This is a genomic window from Streptomyces collinus Tu 365 (assembly GCF_000444875.1).
Taxonomy (GTDB): domain Bacteria; phylum Actinomycetota; class Actinomycetes; order Streptomycetales; family Streptomycetaceae; genus Streptomyces; species Streptomyces collinus_A.
This window is the reverse complement of sequence record NC_021985.1, coordinates 6175880-6202810: the sequence shown is the minus strand read 5'-3', so window position 1 is coordinate 6202810 and position 26931 is coordinate 6175880. Positions and strand designations below refer to the sequence as shown.

Sequence of the window (26931 nt, the reverse complement as noted above, 5' to 3'; positions counted from 1 at the left end):
ACCGAAGTTCAGGGTCCGACCCTTTTCAAAAGGAGTTCGGCGGTGTCCTACTCTCCCACAGGGTCCCCCCTGCAGTACCATCGGCGCTGTGAGGCTTAGCTTCCGGGTTCGGAATGTAACCGGGCGTTTCCCTCACGCTATGACCACCGAAACACTATGAAACTGACAACCGAAAAGGCTGTTCGTGGTTTCAGAACCAACACAGTGGACGCGAGCAACTGAGGACAAGCCCTCGGCCTATTAGTACCGGTCACCTCCACCCATTACTGGGCTTCCAGATCCGGCCTATCAACCCAGTCGTCTACTGGGAGCCTTACCCTCTCAAGGAGGTGGGAATACTCATCTCGAAGCAGGCTTCCCGCTTAGATGCTTTCAGCGGTTATCCCTCCCGAACGTAGCCAACCAGCCATGCCCTTGGCAGAACAACTGGCACACCAGAGGTTCGTCCGTCCCGGTCCTCTCGTACTAGGGACAGCCCTTCTCAATATTCCTACGCGCACAGCGGATAGGGACCGAACTGTCTCACGACGTTCTAAACCCAGCTCGCGTACCGCTTTAATGGGCGAACAGCCCAACCCTTGGGACCGACTCCAGCCCCAGGATGCGACGAGCCGACATCGAGGTGCCAAACCATCCCGTCGATATGGACTCTTGGGGAAGATCAGCCTGTTATCCCCGGGGTACCTTTTATCCGTTGAGCGACGGCGCTTCCACAAGCCACCGCCGGATCACTAGTCCCGACTTTCGTCCCTGCTCGACCCGTCGGTCTCACAGTCAAGCTCCCTTGTGCACTTACACTCAACACCTGATTGCCAACCAGGCTGAGGGAACCTTTGGGCGCCTCCGTTACTCTTTAGGAGGCAACCGCCCCAGTTAAACTACCCATCAGACACTGTCCCTGATCCGGATCACGGACCCAGGTTAGACATCCAGCACGACCAGACTGGTATTTCAACGACGACTCCACCCATACTGGCGTATGAGCTTCAAAGTCTCCCAGCTATCCTACACAAGCCGAACCGAACACCAATATCAAACTGTAGTAAAGGTCCCGGGGTCTTTCCGTCCTGCTGCGCGAAACGAGCATCTTTACTCGTAGTGCAATTTCACCGGGCCTATGGTTGAGACAGTCGAGAAGTCGTTACGCCATTCGTGCAGGTCGGAACTTACCCGACAAGGAATTTCGCTACCTTAGGATGGTTATAGTTACCACCGCCGTTTACTGGCGCTTAAGTTCTCAGCTTCGCCTGGACGAATCCAAGCTAACCGGTCCCCTTAACGTTCCAGCACCGGGCAGGCGTCAGTCCGTATACATCGCCTTACGGCTTCGCACGGACCTGTGTTTTTAGTAAACAGTCGCTTCTCGCTGGTCTCTGCGGCCACCCCCAGCTCACGGAGTAAATCCGATCACCGAGTGTGGCCCCCCTTCTCCCGAAGTTACGGGGGCATTTTGCCGAGTTCCTTAACCATAGTTCACCCGAACGCCTCGGTATTCTCTACCTGACCACCTGAGTCGGTTTAGGGTACGGGCCGCCATGAAACTCGCTAGAGGCTTTTCTCGACAGCATAGGATCATCCACTTCACCACAATCGGCTCGGCATCAGGTCTCAGACTATGTGCAAGGCGGATTTGCCTACCTCGCGTCCTACACCCTTACCCCGGGACAACCACCGCCCGGGATGGACTACCTTCCTGCGTCACCCCATCACTCACCTACTAACCGCTTGGTTCGGCGGCTCCACCACTCCCCTCAACTCCGAAGAGATCAGGGCGGCTTCACGGCCTTAGCATCACGATGCTCGATGTTTGACGCTTCACAGCGGGTACCGGAATATCAACCGGTTATCCATCGACTACGCCTGTCGGCCTCGCCTTAGGTCCCGACTTACCCTGGGCAGATCAGCTTGACCCAGGAACCCTTAGTCAATCGGCGCAAACGTTTCTCACGTTTGTATCGCTACTCATGCCTGCATTCTCACTCGTCAACCGTCCACAACTACCTTCCGGTGCTGCTTCACCCGGCAGACGACGCTCCCCTACCCATCCATACACCCGTTGGGGCTGTTGCATGAATGACACGACTTCGGCGGTACGCTTGAGCCCCGCTACATTGTCGGCGCGGAATCACTAGACCAGTGAGCTATTACGCACTCTTTCAAGGGTGGCTGCTTCTAAGCCAACCTCCTGGTTGTCTGTGCGACTCCACATCCTTTCCCACTTAGCGTACGCTTAGGGGCCTTAGTCGATGCTCTGGGCTGTTTCCCTCTCGACCATGGAGCTTATCCCCCACAGTCTCACTGCCGTGCTCTCACTTACCGGCATTCGGAGTTTGGCTAAGGTCAGTAACCCGGTAGGGCCCATCGCCTATCCAGTGCTCTACCTCCGGCAAGAAACACACGACGCTGCACCTAAATGCATTTCGGGGAGAACCAGCTATCACGGAGTTTGATTGGCCTTTCACCCCTAACCACAGGTCATCCCCCAGGTTTTCAACCCTGGTGGGTTCGGTCCTCCACGAAGTCTTACCTCCGCTTCAACCTGCCCATGGCTAGATCACTCCGCTTCGGGTCTTGAGCGTGCTACTGAAACGCCCTGTTCGGACTCGCTTTCGCTACGGCTTCCCCACACGGGTTAACCTCGCAACACACCGCAAACTCGCAGGCTCATTCTTCAAAAGGCACGCAGTCACGAGATACAGCAAGCTGCATCCGACGCTCCCACGGCTTGTAGGCACACGGTTTCAGGTACTATTTCACTCCGCTCCCGCGGTACTTTTCACCATTCCCTCACGGTACTATCCGCTATCGGTCACCAGGGAATATTTAGGCTTAGCGGGTGGTCCCGCCAGATTCACACGGGATTTCTCGGGCCCCGTGCTACTTGGGTGTCTCTCAAACGAGCCGCTGACGTTTCGACTACGGGGGTCTTACCCTCTACGCCGGACCTTTCGCATGTCCTTCGTCTACATCAACGGTTTCTGACTCGTCTCACAGCCGGCAGACTGTGAAAGAGAGATCCCACAACCCCGCATACGCAACCCCTGCCGGGTCTCACACGCATACGGTTTGGCCTCATCCGGTTTCGCTCGCCACTACTCCCGGAATCACGGTTGTTTTCTCTTCCTGAGGGTACTGAGATGTTTCACTTCCCCTCGTTCCCTCCACACTGCCTATGTGTTCAGCAGCGGGTGACAGCCCATGACGACTGCCGGGTTTCCCCATTCGGAAACCCCCGGATCAAAGTCTGGTTGACGACTCCCCGGGGACTATCGTGGCCTCCCACGTCCTTCATCGGTTCCTGGTGCCAAGGCATCCACCGTGCGCCCTTAAAAACTTGGCCACAGATGCTCGCGTCCACTGTGCAGTTCTCAAACAACGACCAGCCACCCGTCACACACCACTTACGCGATGCTTCACCGGGGCCGGCGACTGAGGAAGTTCATTCCCTCAGACACCCAACAGCGTGCCCGACACGATCAGCTGACCAGATCAGCGTTCCACGCTCCGAAGAGCAGTACTAGCGCCTGGTCCATCCTGGACCGTGCCGAATAATCAACGTTCCACCCATGAGCAACCAGCATCAGACGTTCGCTGATGTTCTGGCCTCTGACCGAGCAGGCTCGGTAAGAAGTGCTCCTTAGAAAGGAGGTGATCCAGCCGCACCTTCCGGTACGGCTACCTTGTTACGACTTCGTCCCAATCGCTAGTCCCACCTTCGACAGCTCCCTCCCACAAGGGGTTGGGCCACCGGCTTCGGGTGTTACCAACTTTCGTGACGTGACGGGCGGTGTGTACAAGGCCCGGGAACGTATTCACCGCAGCAATGCTGATCTGCGATTACTAGCGACTCCGACTTCATGGGGTCGAGTTGCAGACCCCAATCCGAACTGAGACCGGCTTTTTGAGATTCGCTCCACCTCACGGTATCGCAGCTCATTGTACCGGCCATTGTAGCACGTGTGCAGCCCAAGACATAAGGGGCATGATGACTTGACGTCGTCCCCACCTTCCTCCGAGTTGACCCCGGCGGTCTCCTGTGAGTCCCCATCACCCCGAAGGGCATGCTGGCAACACAGAACAAGGGTTGCGCTCGTTGCGGGACTTAACCCAACATCTCACGACACGAGCTGACGACAGCCATGCACCACCTGTACACCGACCACAAGGGGGCGCCTGTCTCCAGACGTTTCCGGTGTATGTCAAGCCTTGGTAAGGTTCTTCGCGTTGCGTCGAATTAAGCCACATGCTCCGCCGCTTGTGCGGGCCCCCGTCAATTCCTTTGAGTTTTAGCCTTGCGGCCGTACTCCCCAGGCGGGGAACTTAATGCGTTAGCTGCGGCACCGACGACGTGGAATGTCGCCAACACCTAGTTCCCACCGTTTACGGCGTGGACTACCAGGGTATCTAATCCTGTTCGCTCCCCACGCTTTCGCTCCTCAGCGTCAGTAATGGCCCAGAGATCCGCCTTCGCCACCGGTGTTCCTCCTGATATCTGCGCATTTCACCGCTACACCAGGAATTCCGATCTCCCCTACCACACTCTAGCTAGCCCGTATCGACTGCAGACCCGAGGTTAAGCCTCGGGCTTTCACAATCGACGTGACAAGCCGCCTACGAGCTCTTTACGCCCAATAATTCCGGACAACGCTTGCGCCCTACGTATTACCGCGGCTGCTGGCACGTAGTTAGCCGGCGCTTCTTCTGCAGGTACCGTCACTTTCGCTTCTTCCCTGCTGAAAGAGGTTTACAACCCGAAGGCCGTCATCCCTCACGCGGCGTCGCTGCATCAGGCTTTCGCCCATTGTGCAATATTCCCCACTGCTGCCTCCCGTAGGAGTCTGGGCCGTGTCTCAGTCCCAGTGTGGCCGGTCGCCCTCTCAGGCCGGCTACCCGTCGTCGCCTTGGTGAGCCATTACCTCACCAACAAGCTGATAGGCCGCGGGCTCATCCTTCACCGCCGGAGCTTTACAGCCTCCACCATGCGGTGGAAGCTCATATCCGGTATTAGACCCCGTTTCCAGGGCTTGTCCCAGAGTGAAGGGCAGATTGCCCACGTGTTACTCACCCGTTCGCCACTAATCCCCACCGAAGTGGTTCATCGTTCGACTTGCATGTGTTAAGCACGCCGCCAGCGTTCGTCCTGAGCCAGGATCAAACTCTCCGTGAATGTTTACCGGTAATCCGGATCAACACACACGAGAGCGGTGCGAGAGGAGGAATAGTCCCCTCGCACACAGCGTCCTCGCTGTGTTTTTCAAAGGAACCTCGTCCCAGCCATGACGGCCGGAAACGGGGTATCAACATATCTGGCGTTGATTTTTGGCACGCTGTTGAGTTCTCAAGGAACGGTCGCTTCCTTTGTACTCACCCTCTCGGGCTTTCCTCCGGGCGCTTCCCTTCGGTCTTGCGTTTCCGACTCTATCAGATCTTTTCTCGATCCGATTTCCTCGGTGCTTTCCAGGTCTTCGCTTTCGCGTTTCCCTTTCCGGCGGTTCCGACTTTATCAGAAGTTCTGAGCCGGATTTCCCACCCGGTCCGGGGAACCGTGGTCCAGGGCTGAGGCACTGGGGTTCCCGCTCGGGCGGAGCCGTAAACGTACTGGAGCGGGGCGCCCCGATGCAAATCGAGGTGCCCCGCTCCCTGTTCACGCTGACGAGGCGTCAGACCTCCACGACGACCGGGAGGATCATCGGCCTGCGGCGATAGGTGTCGGAGACCCACTTGCCGAGGGTACGGCGGATGAGCTGCTGGAGCTGGTGGGGCTCCACGACGCCGTCCTGCGCGGACCGCTCCAGGACCTCGGCGATCTTCGGCAGCACGGCCGCGAAGGCCGAGTCCTCGATACCGGAGCCGCGGGCCTGGACGTGCGGGCCACCGGTGATCTTGCCGGTGGAGGAGTCCACGACCACGAAGACCGAGATGATGCCCTCGTCGCCGAGGATCTTGCGGTCCTTCAGGGCCGGCTCGCCGACGTCACCGACGGACAGGCCGTCGACGTAGACGTATCCCGCCTGGACCTTGCCCGAGATCTTGGCCTTGCCCTCGATCAGGTCGACCGCGACGCCGTCCTCGGCGATGACGATCCGGTCGTGCGGGACGCCCGTCAGGGCACCCAGCTCGGCGTTGGCGCGCAGGTGACGCCATTCGCCGTGGACCGGCATCAGGTTCTTCGGGCGGCAGATGTTGTAGAAGTACAGCAACTCGCCCGCGGAGGCGTGGCCGGAGACGTGCACCTTGGCGTTGCCCTTGTGGACGACGTTGGCGCCCCACCGGGTCAGGCCGTTGATCACGCGGTAGACCGCGTTCTCGTTGCCCGGGATCAGGGACGAGGCCAGGATGACCGTGTCGCCGTCGACGATGCGGATCTGGTGGTCGCGGTTGGCCATGCGGGACAGGGCCGCCATCGGCTCGCCCTGGGAACCCGTGCAGACCAGCACCACCTCGTGGTCGGGCAGGTCGTCCAGCGTCTTGACGTCCACCACCAGACCCGGCGGCACCTTCAGGTAGCCGAGGTCCCGGGCGATGCCCATGTTGCGGACCATGGAGCGGCCGACGAAGGCGACCCTGCGGCCGTACTCGTGCGCCGCGTCCAGGATCTGCTGGATGCGGTGGACGTGGCTGGCGAAGCTCGCCACGATGATCCGCTTGCGGGCGCCGGCGAAGACCTGGCGCAGGACGTTGGAGATGTCCCGCTCGGGCGGGACGAAGCCCGGCACCTCGGCGTTCGTGGAGTCGGCGAGCAGGAGGTCGATGCCCTCCTCGCTCAGCCGGGCGAACGCGTGCAGGTCGGTGAGGCGGTGGTCCAGCGGAAGCTGGTCCATCTTGAAGTCGCCGGTGTGCACCACCATGCCGGCGGGGGTGCGGATGGCGACCGCCAGGGCGTCCGGGATGGAGTGGTTGACCGCGACGAACTCGCAGTCGAAGGGGCCGACGCGCTCGCGGTTCCCCTCCGCCACCTCCAGGGTGTACGGCCGGATCCGGTGCTCCTGGAGCTTGGCCTCGATGAGGGCCAGGGTCAGCTTGGAGCCGATCAGCGGGATGTCCGGCTTCTCGCGGAGCAGGTAGGGCACGCCGCCGATGTGGTCCTCGTGGCCGTGCGTGAGCACGATGCCCTCGATGTCGTCGAGGCGGTCCCGGATGGACGAGAAGTCCGGCAGGATCAGGTCGATTCCGGGCTGCTCCTCCTCGGGGAAGAGCACTCCGCAGTCGACGATCAGCAGGCGGCCGCCGTATTCGAAGACCGTCATGTTGCGGCCGATCTCGCCGAGACCGCCGAGCGGGGTGACCCGCAGGCCGCCCTCCGGGAGTGGCGGGGGCGAGCCGAGTTCAGGGTGCGGATGACTCAAAAGACTCTCCTCACCACGCGCGCCACGTACCGGTAGGGCACGTGGCGCGCGTGACGTTCGTGCAGAAGCAGTTGTCGTTGTGGGATGCGGGCACCGGTGGCCTGCGTATGCGGTTGTTGTTCAGTTGTGAAGCCCGGGTGGTGCGAAGTCTGTTGTCAGAGCTGTACCCCGCCGGCGGCAAGATCGATCTTGAGCTGGGCGATCTCCTCGGTCGAGCACTCGACCATGGGGGCGCGCAGCGGTCCGGCGGGCAGGCCCTGAAGGGTGAGTGCCGCCTTGGTGGTCATGACGCCCTGGGTGCGGAACATACCCGTGTAGACCGGGAGCAGCTTCTGGTGGATCTCGGTGGCCTTGACCACGTCGCCCGAGGTGTACGCGTCGACGAGGGCGCGCAGGTCGGGGGTGACGAGGTGGCCGACGACCGAGACGAAGCCGACGGCGCCCACCGAGAGCAGGGGCAGGTTCAGCATGTCGTCGCCCGAGTACCAGGCGAGGCCGGACTGGGCGATGGCCCAGCTCGCGCGGCCGAGGTCGCCCTTGGCGTCCTTGTTGGCGACGATCCGCGGGTGCTCGGCGAGGCGGACGAGCGTCTCGGTGTTGATCGGGACGCCGCTGCGGCCAGGGATGTCGTAGAGCATGACCGGCAGGCCGGTGGCGTCGGCGACGGCCGTGAAGTGCCGGTACAGGCCCTCCTGCGGGGGCTTGTTGTAGTACGGCGTGACGACCAGCAGGCCGTGTGCGCCGGCGCGCTCGGCCTCGCGGGCGAGCTGGATGCTGTGGTGGGTGTCGTTGGTGCCGACTCCGGCCACGACGTGGGCGCGGTCGCCGACCGCTTCGACCACGGCTCGTACCAGGTCCGATTTCTCCGCGTCACTGGTGGTGGGGGACTCGCCGGTGGTGCCGTTGACGATCAGGCCGTCGTTGCCTGCGTCCACCAGGTGGGCGGCGAGCCGCTGCGCGCCGTCGAGGTCGAGTGCGCCGTCCGCCGTGAAGGGCGTGACCATGGCGGTGAGGACCCGCCCGAAGGGGGTCTGCGGAGTCGAGGTCGGAGCCATGGGTAACACGCTACTCGGTGCTCAATGCGTGGTCTGCCCTCGGGGTGCCGGGAAAGTCAGGACAAATATGGAGCCCGGCACTGCCTGCTCGGGGGTTCAAGCAGTGCCGGGTCCGTTTGATCAGGCTAGATGAACTTCTCTAAATGCCGCAATACGGACACTTCGCCAGGCTGACCCGTACATCCGTTCCGCGTGGGGAACGGGCTGCCTCAGGGGGCCACGCGGCCGTTGCCGTTGAAGGCGGCGTAGGTGAGCGGCATGAGCCGGGCCCACTCCGCCTCCATCTTCTCGCCGACCATCTCGATCTCCCGCTGCGGGAAGGACGGCACCTTGGCCAGCTCGTGCTGGGTGCGCAGGCCGAGGAAGTGCATCAGCGAGCGGGCGTTGCAGGTGGCGTACATCGAGGAGAAGAGGCCCACCGGCAGGACCGAGCGGGCGACCTCACGGGCCACGCCCTCGGCGAGGAGCTTCTGGTAGGCCGCGTACGCCTGCTCGTAGGACTCCGCCAGGGTGCCGCGCACGGCCTCGTGCTGGGCCGGGCTGCCCTCGACGAAGACGTACTTGCCCGGGCGCCCCTCCTGCACGAGCTTGCGGGAGGCGTCGGGGACGTAGAAGACCGGCTCGAGCTCCCGGTAGCGGCCCGACTCCTCGTTGTACGACCAGCCGACCCGGTGCCGCATGAACTCGCGGAACACGAAGATCGGAGCGCTGATGAAGAAGGTCATCGAGTTGTGCTCGAACGGGCTGCCGTGCCGGTCCCGCATCAGGTAGTTGATCAGCCCCTTGGAGCGCTCGGGGTCCTTCTTCAGCTCGTCCAGGGACTGCTCGCCGAGCGTGGAGACGCGGGCGGCGAAGAGGACGTCGGCATCCGAAGCGCTGGACTTCACGAGTTCGACGGTGACGTCACCGCGCAGGGTGAGCGACTCGGGGGTGGTCACGGGGGTCCTTCCCATCACTTCTTCAGGTTCGCGCCCACTGTACGGGGCACCCCTGACAGTCCCGGACAGTGACCTCGCCACGGATTTCTCCGGACATGGGCACCTTTTGCGTCACTCGAGCGTCTGTACCGGTGAGGTCCGCACATTCGGTCCCGAGAGGAGACGTACCACCATGTTCCGTAGGCGTGAGCCCGTACCCTTCGCCTTCCTGGCCGAGGCGGACAGGTTCCGCAGCAATGTCACTCCCCCGCCCCGCCGGCGGGCTTCCGTGGGCGAGGTGACCGGGCACTGGCTGCTGGGGCTCACCATCGTCGCCGGGCTCGTCGGCTCGGTCGTCCTGGGCACTCCCGCGATGTCCACGCCGTCCGGCACGCCGTCCCCGCAGTCCCAGGCCTCGCAGGGGCACTGACTCTTCCGGCCGCCCACGGGTGGTGGGCGCGAACGCGGCCGGATAGCCTCACCGGGCACAGCCCCAGCAAGGATTGAGTGAGGACCAGCCGTGCCCCTGCCCTTCCTGACGGCCGACCGGAGCTTCGAGGCGGCTTCCGAGAGCCCGCTTCCGTACGACGATCGCGATCGCTGGCGGCGCCCCTACCGGCCCGGGCCCTGGCGCGTGGCCGGCGCGGCCCTCGGTCTGCTGCTCTCGTCGTTCATCCTGTTCGGGGCGGTCCTCATCGCGCTGACCGGCTCGGTGTCCGACGCCGTCGTGGTCCTCGTGGTGGCGCTGGCCGTCATCGCGTCCGCGCTGCGCGTGCTGCGCATGGGCGTGTGGGTGAGCGCGCGCGGGCTGCGCCACGTCGGCTTCCTGCTGACGCGCACGGTGCCCTGGCAGCGGGTCGTCTCGGTGCGCACCGCGCAGCAGCCGGTGCGCTGGCTGGGGCTGCCGCGCACGGTCCAGGGGCAGGCCCTCACGTTCGTGCGCAAGGACCGGTCCCCCGACGAGACCGCTCCCCTGATGACCACGCACGGTCTGGACTTCCTGAGCCGTCCCGCCGCCTTCGACCGGGCCGCGGACGCCGTGGAGGCGTGGGCGGCGGAGTACCGGCACGGCTGACCTTCGCGGGCATGCTGAAGGGGCTGGTCCGCCACCGCGGACCGGCCCCTTCGTCGTGTGTGCCTGCCGGGTCCCCGGCTCAGACCCGGACGGGTTTGCCGTCGTGCAGCGCGATGGCCCGCTGCATCGCCTTGCGGGCACGGGGGGTGTCCCGGGCGTCGTGGTAGGCGACGGCGAGCCGGAACCAGCTGCGCCAGTCGTCCGGCGCCTCCTCGGTCTCGGCCCTGCGCCTGGCGAACACCTCGTCGGCCGAATCACGGTCGATACGGCCGGCCGGGGTGCGCTTCAGCTCGTCGACGGGCAGGCCGCCCTCGGCGTCGAGCTCGGCGGCGAGCTGGTTGGCCCTGCGGACGAACTGGGTGTTCTTCCACAGGAACCACAGCCCGATGACCGGCAGGATCAGCACCGCCACCCCGAAGGTGACGGTGACGACCGTGCCGGACTGGATGAGCATCACGCCGCGGCTGCCGACCAGGACGAAGTAGAACAGCAGAACGGCGGCCGTGACGAGGTAGGTGATCTTCGCGCGCATGACGTCTTCGGGTTCGGCTCGGGTCTCAGCTCAGGTCCAGGAAGTGCTCCAGGCCGAAGGTCAGGCCCGGAGTCGTCACCACCCGGCGGGCGCCGAGCAGGATGCCCGGCATGAAGCTGCTGTGATGCAGGGAGTCGTGGCGGACGGTGAGGGTCTCGCCCTCGCCGCCGAGCAGGACCTCCTGGTGGGCCAGGAGGCCGCGCAGGCGGACCGCGTGCACGGGGACGCCGTCCACGTCGGCGCCGCGAGCGCCGTCCAGGGCCGTGGTGGTGGCGTCCGGCGCCGGGGCCGTGCCGGCCCGGCGGCGGGCCTCGGCGATGAGCTGGGCCGTGCGGGTGGCGGTCCCGGACGGGGCGTCCACCTTGTTGGGGTGGTGCAGCTCGACGACCTCGACCGACTCGAAGTACGGCGCGGCGATCTGCGCGAACTTCATGGTCAGCACGGCGCCGATGGAGAAGTTCGGCGCGATGAGCACGCCGGTCTCCGGGGACCCGTCGAGCCAGCCCCTGAGCCGCGCCAGGCGCTCGTCGGTCCAGCCCGTCGTACCGACGACCGCGTGGATGCCGTGGCGCACGCAGAAGTCGAGGTTGTCCATGACCGACGCCGGGGTGGTCAGCTCCACGACCACCTGGGCGCCGGTCTCCGTCAGCGTCTCCAGCTTGTCGCCCCGGCCGAGGGCGGCGACCAGCTCCATGTCCTCGGCGGCCTCGACCGCCCGTACCGCCTCGGACCCGATCCGGCCCTTGGCGCCGAGGACCGCCACACGCAGCTTGCTCATCTCTTGCTTCCTTAGACCGGAGGGGGTTACCGAGGGGGTTCGGGAGGGGTCAGGCGACCGCGTCGTGCAGCCGCGCGGCCTGCTTGTCCTTCAGCGGGCCGATGACCGACAGCGAGGGGCGCTGTCCCAGGACGTCGCGGGCGACCGCCCGGACCTCGTCCGGGGTGACCGCGGCGATCCGGGCCAGCATGTCGTCGACGGACATCTGCTCGCCCCAGCACAGCTCGCTCTTGCCGATACGGTTCATCAGCGCGCCGGTGTCCTCCAGGCCCAGGACGGTGGAGCCCTGGAGCTGGCCGATCGCGCGGCCGATCTCGTCGTCGGACAGGCCCTCGGCGGCGACGTGGTCGAGCTCGTCCCGGCAGATCCGCAGCACGTCGTGGACCTGGCTCGGGCGGCAGCCCGCGTACACGCCGAACAGGCCGCAGTCGGCGAATCCCGAGGTGTACGAGTACACGCTGTAGGCGAGGCCGCGCTTCTCCCGGACCTCCTGGAAGAGGCGGGAGGACATGCCGCCGCCCAGGGCGGTGTTGAGCACGCCCATGGCCCAGCGGCGGTCGTCGGTGCGGGCCAGGCCCGGCATGCCGAGGACGACGTGCGCCTGCTCGGTCTTGCGGCCCAGCAGTTCGACCTTGCCGGACGTGCGCAGCCGGCGGCTGCCGTCGCGCGGGGCGATGGGCAGCGCCTCCGGGTTCCCGAGGGCGCCGGCCTTCTCGAAGGCCGCGCGGACCTGCCGTACGACCTTGTTGTGGTCGATGTTGCCCGCGCAGGCCACGACGAGGTGTGTCGGGTCGTAGTGCTTGCGGTAGAAGCGGCGGATGCGGTCGGCGGTGAGCGCGTTGACCGTGTCGACCGTGCCGAGGACCGGGCGGCCGAGGGCGTTGTCGCCGAACATGGTGTGCGCGAACAGGTCGTGCACGCAGTCGCCCGGGTCGTCCTCGGTCATGGCGATCTCTTCGAGGATCGCGCCGCGCTCGACGTTGACGTCCTCTTCGAGGATGAGCGAGCCGGTCAGCATGTCGCAGACGACGTCGATGGCGAGCGGCAGGTCGGTGTCGAGCACGCGCGCGTAGTAGCACGTGTACTCCTTGGCCGTGAACGCGTTCATCTCGCCGCCGACCGCGTCGAGGGCGGCGGAGATGTCGAGGGCCGACCTGCGGCCGGTGCCCTTGAAGAGCAGGTGCTCCAGGTAGTGCGTGGCACCGTTCAGCGAGGGGGTCTCGTCGCGGGAGCCCACGTGCGCCCAGATGCCGAAGGTCGCGGAGCGGACCGAGGGCAGGGTCTCGGTGACGATGCGCAGGCCGCCCGGGAGGGTGGTCTTGCGGACCGTGCCGATGCCGTTGGCTCCCTTGATGAGGGTTTGGGTACGGGCGACGGCCCGCGCCTCGGTGGAGGTGCGGGCCGTCGCCTTGGAGCTACGGGACGTCACTGCTCGGCGTCGTCCTTCTGCGTCTCGTCGGAACCTTCCTCGCCCTCGATCACGGGGATGAGGGAGAGCTTGCCGCGGGAGTCGATCTCGGCGATCTCGACCTGGACCTTCTGGCCCACGCCGAGGACGTCCTCGACGTTCTCCACGCGCTTGCCGCCGGCGAGCTTGCGGATCTGCGAGATGTGCAGCAGACCGTCCTTGCCGGGCAGCAGCGAGACGAACGCACCGAAGGTGGTCGTCTTCACGACCGTACCGAGGTAGCGCTCGCCGACCTCGGGCATCGTCGGGTTGGCGATGCCGTTGATCGTGGTGCGGGCGGCCTCGGCGGACGGGCCGTCGGCGGCACCGATGTAGATCGTGCCGTCGTCCTCGATGGTGATCTCGGCGCCCGTGTCCTCCTGGATCTGGTTGATCATCTTGCCCTTGGGGCCGATGACCTCACCGATCTTGTCCACGGGGATCTTGACGGTGATGATCCGCGGGGCGTTCGGGGACATCTCGTCCGGCGTGTCGATCGCTTCCATCATCACGTCGAGGATGTGGAGGCGGGCGTCACGGGCCTGCTTGAGGGCGGCGGCCAGGACGGAGGCGGGGATGCCGTCCAGCTTGGTGTCGAGCTGGAGGGCGGTCACGAACTCCTTGGTGCCGGCGACCTTGAAGTCCATGTCGCCGAAGGCGTCCTCCGCACCGAGGATGTCGGTGAGGGTGACGTAGTGCGTCTCGCCCTCGATCTCCTGGGAGATCAGGCCCATGGCGATACCGGCGACGGGGGCCTTCAGCGGCACACCGGCGTTCAGCAGCGACATGGTGGAGGCGCACACCGAGCCCATGGACGTCGAGCCGTTGGAGCTCAGCGCCTCGGAGACCTGGCGGATCGCGTAGGGGAACTCCTCGCGCGTCGGCAGGACCGGCACGAGGGCGCGCTCGGCGAGGGCGCCGTGGCCGATCTCGCGGCGCTTCGGGGAGCCAACGCGGCCGGTCTCGCCGGTGGAGTACGGCGGGAAGTTGTAGTTGTGCATGTAGCGCTTGCGGGTCACCGGGGAGAGGGTGTCCAGCTGCTGCTCCATGCGGAGCATGTTGAGGGTGGTGACGCCCAGGATCTGGGTCTCGCCACGCTCGAACACCGCGGAGCCGTGCACGCGCGGGATGGCCTCGACCTCGGCGGCCAGGGTGCGGATGTCGGTGACACCGCGGCCGTCGATGCGCTTCTTCTCCTTGATGACGCGCTCACGGACCAGGGTCTTGGTCAGCGAGCGGTACGCGGCGGAGATCTCCTTCTCGCGGCCCTCGAACTCCGGCAGGAGCTTCTCGGCGGCCAGACCCTTGACGCGGTCCAGCTCGGCCTCGCGCTCCTGCTTGCCGGCGATGGTGAGCGCCTGGGCGAGCTCGGGCTTGACGGCGGCCGTCAGGGCCTCGAGGACGTCGTCCTGGTAGTCCAGGAAGATCGGGAACTCGGCGGTCGGCTTGGCGGCCTTCGACGCGAGGTCGGCCTGGGCCTTGCACAGGACCTTGATGAAAGGCTTCGCGGCCTCGAGACCGGCGGCGACGACCTCCTCGGTCGGCGCCTCGGAGCCGCCCTCGACCAGCTTGATGGTCTTGTCGGTGGCCTCGGCCTCGACCATCATGATCGCGACGTCGCCGTCCTCAAGGGCGCGGCCGGCGACCACCATGTCGAAGACGGCGTCCTCGAGCTCGGTGTGCGTCGGGAAGGCGACCCACTGGCCGCGGATCAGCGCGACGCGGACGCCGCCGATCGGGCCGGAGAAGGGCAGGCCGGCCAGCTGCGTCGACGCGGACGCGGCGTTGATCGCCACGACGTCGTACAGGTGGTCGGGGTTGAGGGCCATGATCGTGGCGACGACCTGGATCTCGTTGCGCAGGCCCTTCTTGAAGGACGGGCGCAGCGGGCGGTCGATCAGGCGGCAGGTGAGGATGGCGTCCTCGGAGGGACGGCCCTCACGGCGGAAGAAGCTGCCGGGGATCTTGCCGGCGGCGTACATCCGCTCCTCGACGTCCACCGTCAGGGGGAAGAAGTCGAGCTGGTCCTTGGGGTTCTTGGAGGCGGTGGTGGCCGACAGCACCATGGTGTCGTCGTCCAGGTACGCCACGGCGGAGCCGGCGGCCTGCTTGGCCAGGCGGCCCGTCTCGAAGCGGATGGTGCGGGTGCCGAAGGCGCCGTTGTCGATGACGGCCTCGGCGTAGTGGGTCTCGTTCTCCACTAGCGTTTTCTCCGTTACTTGTCGTCTTTCGTCCCTCGGCTGCCCGTGTGGCAGGGGGACGGTGGCGGAGAAGCGCTCCGTGCGGTGCGGGCCGGTCTTCGATCGAAGCACCCGGGGCTCGCTTCCCCCCGGGGGCCACTACCGAGGACCGGCGGCGGCTAGGCGCGCTTCTCCCTTTCGTTGTCGTGCTGTGTCGTCCGTAATGCGTTGTGCTACCACACTACAAAGCGTCGGTGACACTCTGCACGTTTCCCCACGTACGGCAAAGGGAGCGGTCCCCAGTCCTACCGGGAACCGCTCCCCTCACGGCGTCTTACTTGGCGCCCGCCGCACCGCGGCGGATGCCCAGGCGGTCGACCAGCGCACGGAAGCGCTGGATGTCCTTCTTCGCCAGGTACTGCAGCAGGCGACGGCGCTGACCGACCAGGATCAGCAGACCACGACGGGAGTGGTGGTCGTGCTTGTGGGTCTTGAGGTGCTCCGTCAGGTCGGAGATGCGACGCGAGAGCATGGCGACCTGGACCTCGGGGGAGCCGGTGTCGCCCTCCTTGGTACCGAACTCGGTGATGATCTGCTTCTTCGTAGCGGCGTCGAGCGACACGCGTACTCCTCGTAGTCTGTAAAGGGCCACCGAGTGCCCCCGGTCCACTTCTCGGGGGAGCTTCCACGACTCGGGAGGCGGGGTTCCGCTGGGCGCGGCCTCCAGAGTCCTCGGGGGTCTCCGGAAGTGCGTACACAAACGGCCGTCGACCAGGGTACCAGGCGGATACGGCCCTCTTCACCGGCGTTCCGGAACGGCCGGGGCCGGCGGCGGGCGGCCACTAGGGTGAACCGCGCTGATCGTACGTGCCGCGTACATCGCGACCGCCGGATCACGCGATCGCGCGATCACGGCGGGACCATCCGGGACAGCGGGACAGCCGGGAACGGCCGGGAAGGGGACTCCTCGGGATGACGGAGACGGAAGCGGAGACCAGGGCGCGCAAGGACCGGGAGCGGGACGAGCTCTACGCGCTGGACATCTCGGACGTCGAGTGGCATTGCGCGCCGGGCACGGAGCAGGACGAGGAGCGTGTCGAGATCGCCTACCTGCCGGCCGGGGCGGTGGCGATGCGGTCCTCCCTCGACCCGGACACGGTGCTGCGCTACACGGAGGCCGAGTGGCGGGCGTTCGTGCTGGGGGCCCGGGACGGGGAGTTCGATCTGGGCGCGGGGGCGGAGGGCGGTCCGGACCCGGTGGGGTGAGTGGCAGCACACCGGAAGACCGGAAGAGGTGACCGGGCCCCGGCTCGTGGCGGAGCGGGGCCCGGAGGTGCCGGAGCCGGCTACTTGCTGGTCATCGCCCGCGCGGTGGCGTACACGTCGAAGACCGCCAGGGCCAGCGGGATCAGCGTCAGCAGCACGAATCCCTCGCAGATCTCCAGGAAGCGGCCCCAGAAGGGGGTCAGGCCACCGCGCGGCAGGATCAGCCCCAGAGCGGTGACCAGGGCGGCGGCCGCGGCGATCACCGCGATCAGCCAGACGGTCCGGATGTCCAGGTCCGTGCGGTCGCCGGCCAGCGCCGCGCGCATCACCGACTGCGGCGGGTTGAGGGCGAGGCCGAGGCCGAGCAGCACCAGGGCGCCGAGGCCCGCCGCGAGGACGGACGCCACCTGGGCGGTGTAGCGGAAGAGGCCGGCGCGCATCAGCATGGCCACGCCGGTGGCGAAGGCCAGCAGCTGGGCCCAGACGCCGTCGGAGAAGCCGAGTACCGCCGCGGCGCCGACGGCGAGCAGGGCGCAGCCGCCGACGAGCCCGACGAGCAGTTCGTGGCCCCGCCGGGCCTGGGCCTCGATCCGCTCGATGTCCACGGGCTCCTGGACGGACTCGGTGCCGTAGGCCGCGCGGGGCGCGTTGCTGGGGGCCTCGAAGCCGATGGGCAGGCGCGCGAAGCGCATCGACATGCCCGGCAGGAAGGCGAGGCCGCCGACCGCGATCGGTGCGCACAGCCCGGCCATCTCGGTCGGGGTCCAGTGCGCCAGGGTGGCGACGAAGACGACCACGAGGGCGACGGCCGAGGCGAAGACGAAGGCGACGAAGGGGCCGTCGCCCTGCGGGGAGCACAGGGTGAGGACGAGGGCGGCGACCAGGACGGCCGCGCACGCCAGCAGGAACTGCAGCCTGCCGATGCCCTCTCCGGCCGCCAGCGGCAGCAGTCCGCTGCCCGCGACCCCCACGTTGGGCAGCGCCCCGAGGCCGAGGGCGACGGCCGAACCCCGGTCGTCGTAGACGCGGGCCCGGACGGCGGCCAGGACGACCAGGAGGATGCCGGTGACCGCGGCGAGGATGCCCGCCAGGCCGTTCATGTCGTGGCGCGGATCGGCGGTCCAGGCGACGAAGGCGAGCAGCGCCGGGAGCACTCCGCCGCCGACGAGGCCCGCGGCGCGGGTCAGGTCGCCGCTCCACAGCGTGTGCTGCCGGCCGACGGCGGACGCGACCGCCTCGGCCACGTCGTCGAAGACGGCGGGCGGCAGGGAGTCCGCGAAGGGACGCAGGGTGAGGAGTTCACCGTCGAGAATCCGCTGGGCGGCGAACGAACGGGAACCGTCCAGGACGGTGCCGTCGGTGCGGACCAGGTGGTAGCCGACCGGGGCGCCCGCGTCGGGGCTCTGCTGGGACAGCCGGAGGATCTCCGGGCAGAGGTCGGCGACCGGGACGTCGTCGGGCAGTGCCACGTCGATACGGCTGTCCGGCGCGACGATGGTCACCCGGCAGAAGCCGGTTCCCGTGCCGGATCCGGAAGGGGCTCCCGTCCCGGGTCCGCCGGTGGCGGCGGCCGTCATGCTCACCTGCTGCTCCCCCTCAGTGGTGGTGGTGCGTCTGCTTCGTGAAAGTCTCGTGCGGGTGCGCCCCGTGCCTTCCGCGAGGACGGTGGCGCGGGTGCCGAACGGCCGGGTTCCCGGGCGGCTCCGCTCCCGCAACGGGCGAGGTGCCCCGGTTCGTCCGGTCGGTTCGGCGTGTGCTCACGCGAACATCCGGCACCCTACCGCTCACCCGCGTCCCGTGAACTCAGTAGGATCACGCGGCGGCCTGCGCCCGCCGGACACGGGGCGGTGGGCGGAAAGCCTGGGTCGGGCAAGGGAATTGGTGAGCTGTGAGCCAGATTGTCGTCAAGCGCCCCCCAAGGGCGCTTCCGTCCGAAGTGCCCACGGGAGAGGTCGCTGTCCAGCCGCCGCCGGAACTGCCGCGGGGGCATCAGGAGAGCGTGCTCATGCAGTTGCTGCCGACGCTCGGCATGGGCGGCTCGGTGGTCTTCTTCTTCACGAACGGCCAGCCGTTCATGAAGATCATGGGCATGATCATGATCGCCTCGACGGTGGCGATGTCCATCGCCATGGTGGTCCGCTTCCGCCGGGGGTCCCAGGGCCAACTGGCCGACATGCGCCGCGACTACCTGAGTTACCTCGCCCAGACCCGCAAGTCGGCCGTCGAGACCGGCAGGACGCAGCGCGACGCGCAGTACTACCTGCATCCCTCCCCCGAACAGCTGTGGGCGCTCGTCGCCGAGGGCAGCCGGGTGTGGGAACGCCGCCCGGGCGACGAGGACTTCGCGCACGTCCGCATCGGGCTCGGTCCGCAGCCGCTGGCGACACCGCTGGTGCCGCCGGAGACGGGTCCCGTCGAGCAGCTCGAGCCGCTGACCGCGGGTGCGATGCAGCGCTTCCTCGCCACGCACAGCACGCTCGGCGATCTGCCGATGGCCGTCTCGCTGCGCGCCTTCTACCACGTCACCGTCAGCGGTGAGGCGCGCTCGGTACGGGCGTCGGCCCGGGCCCTGGTGGGCTCGCTCGCCTCGTTGCACTCCCCCGAGGACCTGATCATCGCGGTCGCCGCCGGGCGGGAGGCGCTGCCGCACTGGGACTGGGTGAAGTGGCTGCCGCACGTGCAGGCGCCCGGTGAACTGGACGGCGCGGGCACCCGCCGGCTGATCGGCACCGACCCCCGCGACCTCGAGGACCTGCTGGCCGCCCGGCTGACCGGCCGCCCGCGCTTCCACCCCGGTGCCGCGCCGCTGCTGGACGAGCCGCACATCGTGCTGGTCCTCGACGACCTCTCGCTGCTGCCCGACTCCGTGCTCGCCAACCCCGAGGGCCTGCAGGGCGTCACCGTGGTCGAGGTGGTGCCGGGCGAACTCGGCGGCGCGGGCGGCGACCTGTCCGTCGTCGTGCAGCCGGGTTCGCTCAGCCTGGAGTCCGGGCACGGGATGGTCTACGAGGGCGTTCCCGACGTCATGTCGTACGAGTCGGCCGAGGCGCTGGCCCGGCAACTGGCGCCGCTGCGCATGGCGTCCGGCGGCGACGACGACGAACCGCTCCTCGCCAACCTGGAGTTCACCGATCTGCTGGGTCTCGGGGACGCCGCCTCCGTCGACACCAAGCGGACCTGGCGGCCCCGTGCCCTCGCCGAGCGCCTGCGTGTGCCCATCGGCCTCGGTGAGGACGGCCGCCCGGTCATGCTCGACCTCAAGGAGGCCGCCCAGGAGGGCATGGGCCCGCACGGCCTGTGCGTCGGCGCGACCGGCTCCGGCAAGTCGGAGCTGCTGCGCACCCTGGTGCTGGGCCTCGCCGTCACGCACTCCTCGGAGACCCTGAACTTCGTCCTCGCGGACTTCAAGGGCGGCGCCACCTTCGCCGGCATGGCGCAGATGCCGCACGTCGCCGCCGTGATCACCAACCTGGCCGACGACCTGACCCTGGTCGACCGGATGGGTGACTCGATCCGCGGTGAGCTCAACCGCCGCCAGGAGATGCTCCGCGACGCGGGCAACTACGCGAACATCCACGACTACGAGAAGGCCCGCGCGGCCGGCGCGCCGCTGCAGCCGATCCCGTCCCTGGTCCTGGTCATCGACGAGTTCAGCGAACTGCTCACCGCCAAGCCGGACTTCATCGAGATGTTCGTGCAGATCGGCCGTATCGGCCGGTCGCTGGGCGTGCACCTGCTGCTCGCCTCGCAGCGCCTGGAGGAGGGCCGGCTGCGCGGTCTGGAGACGTATCTGTCGTACCGGATCGGTCTGCGCACGTTCTCCGCCGCGGAGTCCCGCGCCGCGCTGGGCGTCCCCGACGCGTACGAGCTCCCCAACATCCCCGGTTCCGGCTTCCTGAAGTTCGGCACGGACGAGATGGTCCGGTTCAAGGCGGCCTACGTCTCCGGGGCCTACCGCTCCGGTTCCCGGCAGGCGGCGCACCCGGGCGGGCCGCTGCCGGTGGACCGGCGCCCGGTGCTGTTCACGGCCGCGGAGGTACCGGTGCGGTACACGGCCGTGCCGCAGCAGCGCACCGAGTCCGCGCCCGCCGTGGACGACGCGCTGGCCGACACGGTCCTCGACGTGATCGTGCGCCGGCTGGAGGCCCAGGGCCCGGCGGCCCACCAGGTGTGGCTGCCGCCGCTGGAGAGCCCTCCCGCACTCGACGGTCTGCTGCCCGGCCTCGCCGCGGTGCCGGACCGTGGCCTGACCCAGCCCGGCTACGAGGGCGCCGGCCGCCTGGTGGTGCCGGTCGGCCTTGTCGACAAGCCGTACGAGCAGCGCCGTGACCGTCTGCTCCTGGACTTCTCCGGCGCCGCGGGCCACATGCAGATCATCGGTGGCCCGCAGTCCGGCAAGTCGACCTTCGTGCGGTCCCTCATCTGCTCGTTCGCGCTCACGCACACGCCGCACGAGGTGCAGTTCTACGGACTCGACTTCGGTGGCGGCGGTATGGCGTCGGTGGAGGACCTGCCGCACGTGGGCGGCGTGGCCTCGCGCCTGGACCCCGAGCGGGTGCGCCGTACGGTCTCCGAGGTCTACGGCGTCATGACGCGCCGCGAGGAGTACTTCCGCTCGGCCGGCATCCCGTCCGTCGCCGAGTTCCGGGCCCGCCGGGCGCGCGGCGACATCTCCGTCACCGACCAGCCCTGGGGCGACGTCTTCCTCGTCATCGACGGCTGGGGCAACTTCCGTACGGACTACGAGGCGTTGGAGCCCGCCGTCCTGGACATCGCCGCCCGGGGCCTGGGCTACGGCATCCACGTGGTCATCACGGCGTCCCGCTCGATGGAGGTGCGGGCGAACCTGAAGGACCACCTCATGAACCGCCTGGAGCTGCGGCTCGGCGACGTCATGGACTCCGAGATCGACCGCAAGGTGGCGGCGAACGTCCCCGCGGGCGTCCCCGGCCGTGGTCTGTCCCCGCAGAAGCTGCACTTCATGGCGGCGGTGCCGCGGATCGACGGCCTGACCTCCGACACGGACCTCGCCGAGGCCACGGCGGCGCTCACCACCGAGGTCGGCCGGCACTGGCAGGCTCCGGGCGCGCCGAAGGTGCGGCTGCTGCCCCGCCGGCTGGAGGCCGTCCAGCTTCCGCCGGGTGACCGCTTCCCGAAGCGTGGCGTCGCCTTCGCGCTCGACGAGGACAACCTGGAGCCGGTGTTCCTCGACTTCGAGCAGGACCCGTTCCTGCTCGTCTTCGGCGAGAGCGAGTCGGGCAAGTCCAACCTGCTGCGGCTGCTCATCAAGCAGCTGACGCTGCGCTACGGCGGCGACGAGGCCAAGTTCTTCGTGGTCGACAACCGGCGCTCGCTGCTGGACGTCACCCCGTCCTCGCACCTGGCCGAGTACATCCCGATGTCGAGCCAGATGGACCACCACATGACGGCGCTGGCCGATCTGATGCAGCGCCGTACGCCGACGGCCGACGTCACCGCGCAGCAGCTGCGGGACCGGAGCTGGTGGCGGGGCCCGCAGGTGTTCGTGGTCATCGACGACTACGACCTCGTCTCGACGTCCAGCGGCAATCCGCTCAGCGGCCTGACGGAACTGCTTCCGTTCGCCCGCGACGTCGGCGTCCGTTTCGTCATCGCCCGCTCCTCCGCGGGCGCGGGCCGGGCCTCCTACGAGCCGTTCATGCAGCGCATGAAGGAACTCGGCGCCCAGGGACTCGTACTCGCCGGCGACCCGGCGGAGGGCGACGTCCTCAACGGGGTCCGGCCCCGGCCGATGCCCGCGGGGCGCGGTGTCTTCGTCTCCCGCAAGCGGGGAAGGCCGCTGGTCCAGACCGGGCTGGTGGATGTGGAGTACTGAGGTACGCCTTCCGGTTTCGACCGGAAGGCCTGTGCCGACTTCTATGAAGTCACGCCCGCACCGCCCTCCGCGGAACTGCCCCGATACAAGGCGCACTGAGCGGCGCGCAGGTCTTCCGTGCCGTCAGAAGACCGGGAACGCGATCAGACTGCCGGTGGTCGTGGCGAAGGCCCGGTTGCCGTCGGCCGCGAGGTGGACGGGGAACGTCTGGCCCAGGAACTGGTAGACGTCGTAGTGCCAGATCGCCGAGCCGTCGTTGAGGCTCACGGTGCGTACTGTTGTGGCGTCGTACTCCTGGTGGACCACCCACGCGCCACTTCCCTGGACCACGACCTGCCCTTCCGCGGGCTCCGACGACGACCACCCCTGATCGTCGCCCGTGCGGATGTGGCACCGGGTGAGCATGTCGCCGACGATCGAATACACGAAGTCACCGTGCACCTCGGCGGGACCCCATTCCGGCGGGGTCGCGTATGCGTTCGTCGCCTGCCAGAGCTCCTTACCGTCCGAGATCCTGCGCGCGGAGAGCGACTTGCCGTTCAGGTACACGACGCCGTCACGTGCCACCGGGACGAGCTGTTTCTTCCTCGCCTGGTTGTACAGCGTCCACAGGGAGCGGCCGGTCCTCGTGCTGAGGGCAAGGGCGTGCCCATGCGTCGTCGAGACGACCAGGGTTCCGCCGTCGGCCGCCCCTCGAGGGAGCACATGCGTCCGGAACGGGGCCGGTACCGGCACGGTCCAGCGGATTCTCGCGTCCGAGCGACCCACCGAGCGCAGCCGGTGGTCCTTGGTCACGACGTACACGGCCTCCTCGTCGGCGGCCAGCAGCACCGCGGCGTCCGCCCGTGCCGTCCACTTGGCCTCGCCCGTGGACGGGACGAAGGTGCGCAGCGTCCCCTCCGCGTCAGCGGCCACGAGCAGACGGTCGGAGAGGGAGAGGCAGCGGGTCCTGCTCTCCACGGTCGAGGTCTGCCAGCGACGTCTGCCGTCGACGACGTTGAACGCCGCGATGCCACCGCCCGGAGCGGCGGCGACGACGACGTCCCGCACCGGAAGCGGGGCCGGGGCGTCGGTCGCGACAGCCGCCTTGCGTTGCCAGAGCGGTTTGACCGGGTCACCGACGATGTAGTCGCCGGCGTCGGCGGACAGCAGACGTGCCGACGGTGTCCTCACCGCGGGCGGGACCGTGAACAGGTCCGTCCGGCTCGGGCCACCGTCCCGGAGCAGCCACCACCCCGTACCCCCGGTCGCCGCCAGCAGCGCGCCACCCGCCGCGAACCCGGTGAGCAGTCGGCGCCGGCTCGGCGCCGATCCCGCCCGCGTCGTCAGCAGCGGCGCGGTCAGGTCCCGTATCTGACGCTCCCGCTCCCTGATCGCATCGCCCACAGGGCCACGCTTCCACTCCGCGCGGGGTCTCCTGGGCGGGTCAAAGGCGCCGGCGATCTGCTCGGGCGTGGGCCGCGCCGCCGCCTCCTTGGCCAGGCACGGGGCGATCAGGGCGTGCGGCTCGGGGGCGAGGCCGTGCCAGCGGGGTTCGCCGTGGACGACCTCGTACTGCACGGCGGCCATGTGCGTACCCTCGAACGCCCGTCGGCCGGTGGCCGCGTACACGAGGACGGCGCCGAGGGAGAAGACGTCGGCGGCCGGGGTGACGCGCCGGCCGAGCACCTGCTCGGGGGCACCGTATCCCGGAGTGACCGGGATCTGGCCGGTGGTCGTGAGGGTGAGACCGTGCTCCGGGCGGGCGATGCCGAAGTCGATGACCCGGGGGCCGGTGGAAGTGAGCACGATGTTCGGCGGCTTGAGATCGCGGTGGATGAAGCCGGCGGCGTGGATGTCGCGGATCGTGCGGGCGAGGGACACGGCCAGGGCGCGCAGTTTCGCATCGTCCAGCGGTCCGTGCCGGTCCACGATCTGGTCGAGGGTCGGTCCGGCGAGGAACTCGGTGGCGATCCACGGGCGCCCGCCCTCGGTCTGCGCGCCCAGCACGGCGGCCACCCCCGGACTTCGCACACCCTGGGCCGCCAGCGCCTCGCGCACGAACCGCTGGGCGAGACCGGCGTCATGGGTGAGTTCGGGTCGGAGCACCTTGACGGCGGCGACGGTGCGCGCGTGGTCCTGTCCCACGTACACCTTGCCCATGCCGCCCTCACCCAGCACGCCGAGCAGCCGGTACGGGCCGAGGCGGACAGGGTCGCCGGTCCCCAGGGGTCTCATCGCGCGTCGCCTTCTGTTCTCGGTACCGGACAGCTCACCGCAGCGGGAAGGCCGCGAGGAAGTGGCCGCCCAGTGCGATGATCTCGCCCGCCTTCTCATGGATCAGGAACTGGTCACCGGTGGTCCGGTAGGAGTGGGCCGGGGCGTGGGAGGACAGACCGGTGGCCCACAGCCGCGTCCCCCGCTTGCTGTACACGTAGGCGGAGCCGACCACGGGCGCGGCCCCGAGGTCCGCCTTCGTCGCCTTTCCGCCGCCCCTCTCCCGCCACTTGACGCGCCCGCTCGCCGCATCGAACGCGACGAGCCCGAGGCCCTGCTCGACGGCGTACACGGTGCCGTTCGAGAGCGCGGGCAGGCCGTGGGTACGTCCCGGGCGCTCGGAGCCGGAGTCCCAGGCCACGCCGCCGTCGCCGAGCCGTAGCGCCCTGAGCCGGCCGGCGCCCACGTACAGGTGCTGCGCGTCGGTGACCACGGGCCGCCTGACGCTGTCCGGGTCGACACCGTCCAGCTCGCGGTCCCACAGGACGGTGCCCGTACGGGTGTCGCGTGCGACCGCGTGCACACTGCCGTCGGTCGCTTCCTGCATCGTCACGAGACGACCGCCCACGACTCCGGCGGCGAGGACGTACAACCTGGGGGGATCCTGGCGGCGCGGAGACAGCGGTGCCGTCCACAGCCGTCTGCCCGTGCTGACGTCGACGGCGGCCACGTACCAGGACTGGGAGGCGAGAAAGCTGAGGGAGTACTCGCCTCGCCCCGCGACCACGTAGAGCACTCCGTCCGCGATGCACAGGGCCTGGTCCAGCGGCAGGTAGTCGAGGTCGGTGAACTGGACGAAGGGATCACTCGCCGCGCCGGTGACGGGATCGATCCAGCTCAGGGCCAGTGGCTTCGCCTTGGAGGTGTGAAGCCCCGAGGAGTGGTCGTCCCCCGACGTCACCAGGAGGATGCTCTTCGCGTCGGCCGTGGTCTGCCAGGTCCACTCCACGTCGTCCGACTTCCAGACGATCTTTCCCGTGCCTGCGACGACGCCGTTCAGGTTCATCCCCGCCATCAGCACCACGAGGTCGCCGACGACGCGCGGTTGCGAGGGAAGCGACGCCATGTCGTCCGTGAAATAGGGGTTGTCGGGGTCGGTGACCTGGATCTGCCAGAGGGAGTCCAACTGCTTCTCCGGCAGCAGGCTGTTACTGGGCCCCGGTGTCGGCTGTGGCTCTCCACCGCCGGGCCACCCGCCCCAGGTCAACGTGCCCGCCGTCGCGGCCGCGACGGCCACGGCAGCGCCACCACCGGTCGACAGCAACCGCCGACGGGACCACCGCGTCGGCACCGCTGTCGAGGCGGTCCCGGGCTCGCCGGCCGGGGCCGGCAGCCGCTGCGGGGTGATGTGCCAGACCTCGGTGGCCCGTCTCCCGATGTCGGCCAGGAGGCCGTCCGGCAGATGGTCGGCGAACTCCCCGCTGCCGTCGTGAAGATGGGAGGCGAGCCAACCGGTCGTCGGCCGCCGGAAGGGATTCTTGTCCAGGCATTGGCCGAGTGCGGGCACCAGGCCGGCCGGGACCCCGCTCAGGTCGGGCTCGGCGTACTGCACCCGGTACAGCAGGTCCGCGGCCTGCCCGTGACCGAAAGGCGGGTGCCCGGTGGCGGCGAAGACGAGAACGCCGGCGAGCGCGAAGACGTCGCCCGCCGAGGTGTGGTCCTGCCCGCTCGCCTGCTCCGGCGACATGAACGCGGGGGTGCCGACCGCGGCTCCGACGCGCGTGAGGTGCTCGTCACCGGCCGCGCGGGCGATGCCGAAGTCGATGACCTTCGGCCCGTAGGCGGTGACCATGATGTTGGACGGCTTGAGGTCGCGATGGACGACGTCGGAGCCGTGCAACTGGCCCAGGGCCCCGCACAGCGCGGCGCCCAGCGCCCGTACCGAGGCCTCGGGCAACGGGCCGCACAGCTGGACGGCTTCGTCGAGGGGTGGCCCGATCACGTATTCGGTGGCCAGCCAGGGCGTCTCCGCCCGCGGGTCCGCGTCCACGACCCCGGCACCGAACCGCTCGCCCACGACCCGGGCCGCGTCGGTCTCCAGCCGGAACCGGGTGCGGGAGGCAGGGTCGGAGGCGATGCCGGCGTGCATCGTCTTCAACGCGACGGTACGGCCGCCTGCCGTGCGGGCGAGGTAGACGGTGCCCATGCCGCCGCTGCCGAGGCGGGCGATGGGGCGGTAGGGACCGAACGCCTGTGGATCGTCGTGTGTGAGGGGAGAAGGCATG

At 68.1% G+C, this 26931-nt stretch carries 15 protein-coding genes and 3 rRNA genes; 4 read left to right on the top strand and 14 right to left on the bottom strand.

The annotated features are described in order from the left end of the window. Window positions 1-34 precede the first annotated feature (34 nt). The 6 genes from rrf to thyX form a co-directional block, all read right to left on the bottom strand. Window positions 35-151: ribosomal RNA gene (gene rrf / locus B446_RS27000) — 5S ribosomal RNA — on the bottom strand. Between the two features lie 69 nt (window positions 152-220). After that, window positions 221-3340: ribosomal RNA gene (locus B446_RS26995) — 23S ribosomal RNA — on the bottom strand. Window positions 3341-3641: 301 nt separating this feature from the next. Continuing rightward, window positions 3642-5167, bottom strand: a 16S ribosomal RNA gene (locus B446_RS26990). Together the 16S, 23S and 5S rRNA genes form the textbook arrangement of a ribosomal RNA operon. A 493-nt stretch (window positions 5168-5660) precedes the next feature. Beyond that, entirely contained in the window at window positions 5661-7346 is a 1686-nt protein-coding gene (locus B446_RS26985) for a ribonuclease J (protein WP_020942596.1), read from the bottom strand. A gap of 155 nt (window positions 7347-7501) precedes the next feature. Further along, on the bottom strand, window positions 7502-8401 hold the full coding sequence (dapA, locus tag B446_RS26980; protein WP_020942595.1) for a 4-hydroxy-tetrahydrodipicolinate synthase: 900 nt from the start codon (window positions 8399-8401) through the stop codon (window positions 7502-7504). A gap of 209 nt (window positions 8402-8610) precedes the next feature. Next, on the bottom strand, window positions 8611-9354 hold the full coding sequence (gene thyX / locus B446_RS26975) for an FAD-dependent thymidylate synthase (protein ID WP_043476511.1): 744 nt from the start codon (window positions 9352-9354) through the stop codon (window positions 8611-8613). Between the two features lie 157 nt (window positions 9355-9511). Between thyX and B446_RS26970 the strand changes: the two genes are divergently transcribed. Together B446_RS26970 and B446_RS26965 are read left to right on the top strand one after the other, a co-directional pair. Beyond that, window positions 9512-9748: a hypothetical protein gene (locus B446_RS26970; protein WP_020942593.1), complete on the top strand. Its 237-nt coding sequence runs from the start codon at window positions 9512-9514 to the stop codon at window positions 9746-9748. Window positions 9749-9838: 90 nt separating this feature from the next. Beyond that, window positions 9839-10393, top strand: coding sequence for a hypothetical protein (locus tag B446_RS26965; RefSeq protein ID WP_020942592.1), 555 nt, complete (start codon window positions 9839-9841; stop codon window positions 10391-10393). Between the two features lie 79 nt (window positions 10394-10472). Here B446_RS26965 and B446_RS26960 read toward each other — a convergent pair whose 3' ends face one another. From B446_RS26960 to rpsO, 5 genes are all read right to left on the bottom strand, one after another. Continuing rightward, entirely contained in the window at window positions 10473-10925 is a 453-nt protein-coding gene (locus B446_RS26960) for a tetratricopeptide repeat protein (RefSeq protein WP_020942591.1), read from the bottom strand. A 25-nt stretch (window positions 10926-10950) separates the two neighbouring features. After that, entirely contained in the window at window positions 10951-11703 is a 753-nt protein-coding gene (gene dapB, locus B446_RS26955) for a 4-hydroxy-tetrahydrodipicolinate reductase (protein WP_020942590.1), read from the bottom strand. 49 nt (window positions 11704-11752) lie between these two features. Then, the gene (locus B446_RS26950) at window positions 11753-13132 is read right to left on the bottom strand and encodes a M16 family metallopeptidase (RefSeq protein ID WP_020942589.1); all 1380 of its coding nucleotides are present in this window, start codon (window positions 13130-13132) and stop codon (window positions 11753-11755) included. After that, on the bottom strand, window positions 13129-15351 hold the full coding sequence (locus B446_RS26945) for a polyribonucleotide nucleotidyltransferase (protein ID WP_020942588.1): 2223 nt from the start codon (window positions 15349-15351) through the stop codon (window positions 13129-13131). Before B446_RS26945 ends, B446_RS26950 begins: the two co-directional genes overlap by 4 nt. A gap of 313 nt (window positions 15352-15664) precedes the next feature. Then, a complete protein-coding gene (rpsO, locus tag B446_RS26940; RefSeq protein WP_005479656.1) occupies window positions 15665-15952 on the bottom strand; it encodes a 30S ribosomal protein S15 in 288 nt (95 codons plus the stop codon). Window positions 15953-16302: 350 nt separating this feature from the next. Between rpsO and B446_RS26935 the strand changes: the two genes are divergently transcribed. After that, window positions 16303-16596 (top strand): DUF397 domain-containing protein, encoded by a 294-nt coding sequence (locus B446_RS26935; protein WP_020942587.1) that lies wholly within the window; start codon window positions 16303-16305, stop codon window positions 16594-16596. Between the two features lie 80 nt (window positions 16597-16676). Here B446_RS26935 and eccD read toward each other — a convergent pair whose 3' ends face one another. After that, entirely contained in the window at window positions 16677-18173 is a 1497-nt protein-coding gene (gene eccD / locus B446_RS26930) for a type VII secretion integral membrane protein EccD (protein WP_020942586.1), read from the bottom strand. Between the two features lie 311 nt (window positions 18174-18484). On the opposite strand from eccD, the gene eccCa reads away from it, so the two are divergent. After that, window positions 18485-22450 (top strand): type VII secretion protein EccCa, encoded by a 3966-nt coding sequence (eccCa, locus tag B446_RS26925; RefSeq protein ID WP_078614811.1) that lies wholly within the window; start codon window positions 18485-18487, stop codon window positions 22448-22450. A gap of 123 nt (window positions 22451-22573) precedes the next feature. On the opposite strand, the gene B446_RS26920 is transcribed toward eccCa, so the two are convergent. Both B446_RS26920 and B446_RS26915 read right to left on the bottom strand, forming a co-directional pair. Next, the gene (locus B446_RS26920; protein WP_020942584.1) at window positions 22574-24667 is read right to left on the bottom strand and encodes a protein kinase domain-containing protein; all 2094 of its coding nucleotides are present in this window, start codon (window positions 24665-24667) and stop codon (window positions 22574-22576) included. 34 nt (window positions 24668-24701) lie between these two features. Further along, the gene (locus B446_RS26915; RefSeq protein WP_020942583.1) at window positions 24702-26930 is read right to left on the bottom strand and encodes a protein kinase domain-containing protein; all 2229 of its coding nucleotides are present in this window, start codon (window positions 26928-26930) and stop codon (window positions 24702-24704) included. Window position 26931 lies beyond the last annotated feature (1 nt).

Bases quoted from the DNA above. Each gene is read 5' to 3' on its own strand.
- dapA (WP_020942595.1), bottom strand. From the start codon at position 8,401: ATGGCTCCGACCTCGACTCCGCAGACCCCCTTCGGGCGGGTCCTCACC.
- thyX (WP_043476511.1), bottom strand. From the start codon at position 9,354: ATGGGAAGGACCCCCGTGACCACCCCCGAGTCGCTCACCCTGCGCGGT.
- B446_RS26970 (WP_020942593.1), top strand. From the start codon at position 9,512: ATGTTCCGTAGGCGTGAGCCCGTACCCTTCGCCTTCCTGGCCGAGGCG.
- B446_RS26960 (WP_020942591.1), bottom strand. From the start codon at position 10,925: ATGCGCGCGAAGATCACCTACCTCGTCACGGCCGCCGTTCTGCTGTTC.
- dapB (WP_020942590.1), bottom strand. From the start codon at position 11,703: ATGAGCAAGCTGCGTGTGGCGGTCCTCGGCGCCAAGGGCCGGATCGGG.
- B446_RS26935 (WP_020942587.1), top strand. From the start codon at position 16,303: ATGACGGAGACGGAAGCGGAGACCAGGGCGCGCAAGGACCGGGAGCGG.
- eccD (WP_020942586.1), bottom strand. From the start codon at position 18,173: ATGACGGCCGCCGCCACCGGCGGACCCGGGACGGGAGCCCCTTCCGGA.
- B446_RS26920 (WP_020942584.1), bottom strand. From the start codon at position 24,667: ATGAGACCCCTGGGGACCGGCGACCCTGTCCGCCTCGGCCCGTACCGG.
- B446_RS26915 (WP_020942583.1), bottom strand. From the start codon at position 26,930: ATGCCTTCTCCCCTCACACACGACGATCCACAGGCGTTCGGTCCCTAC.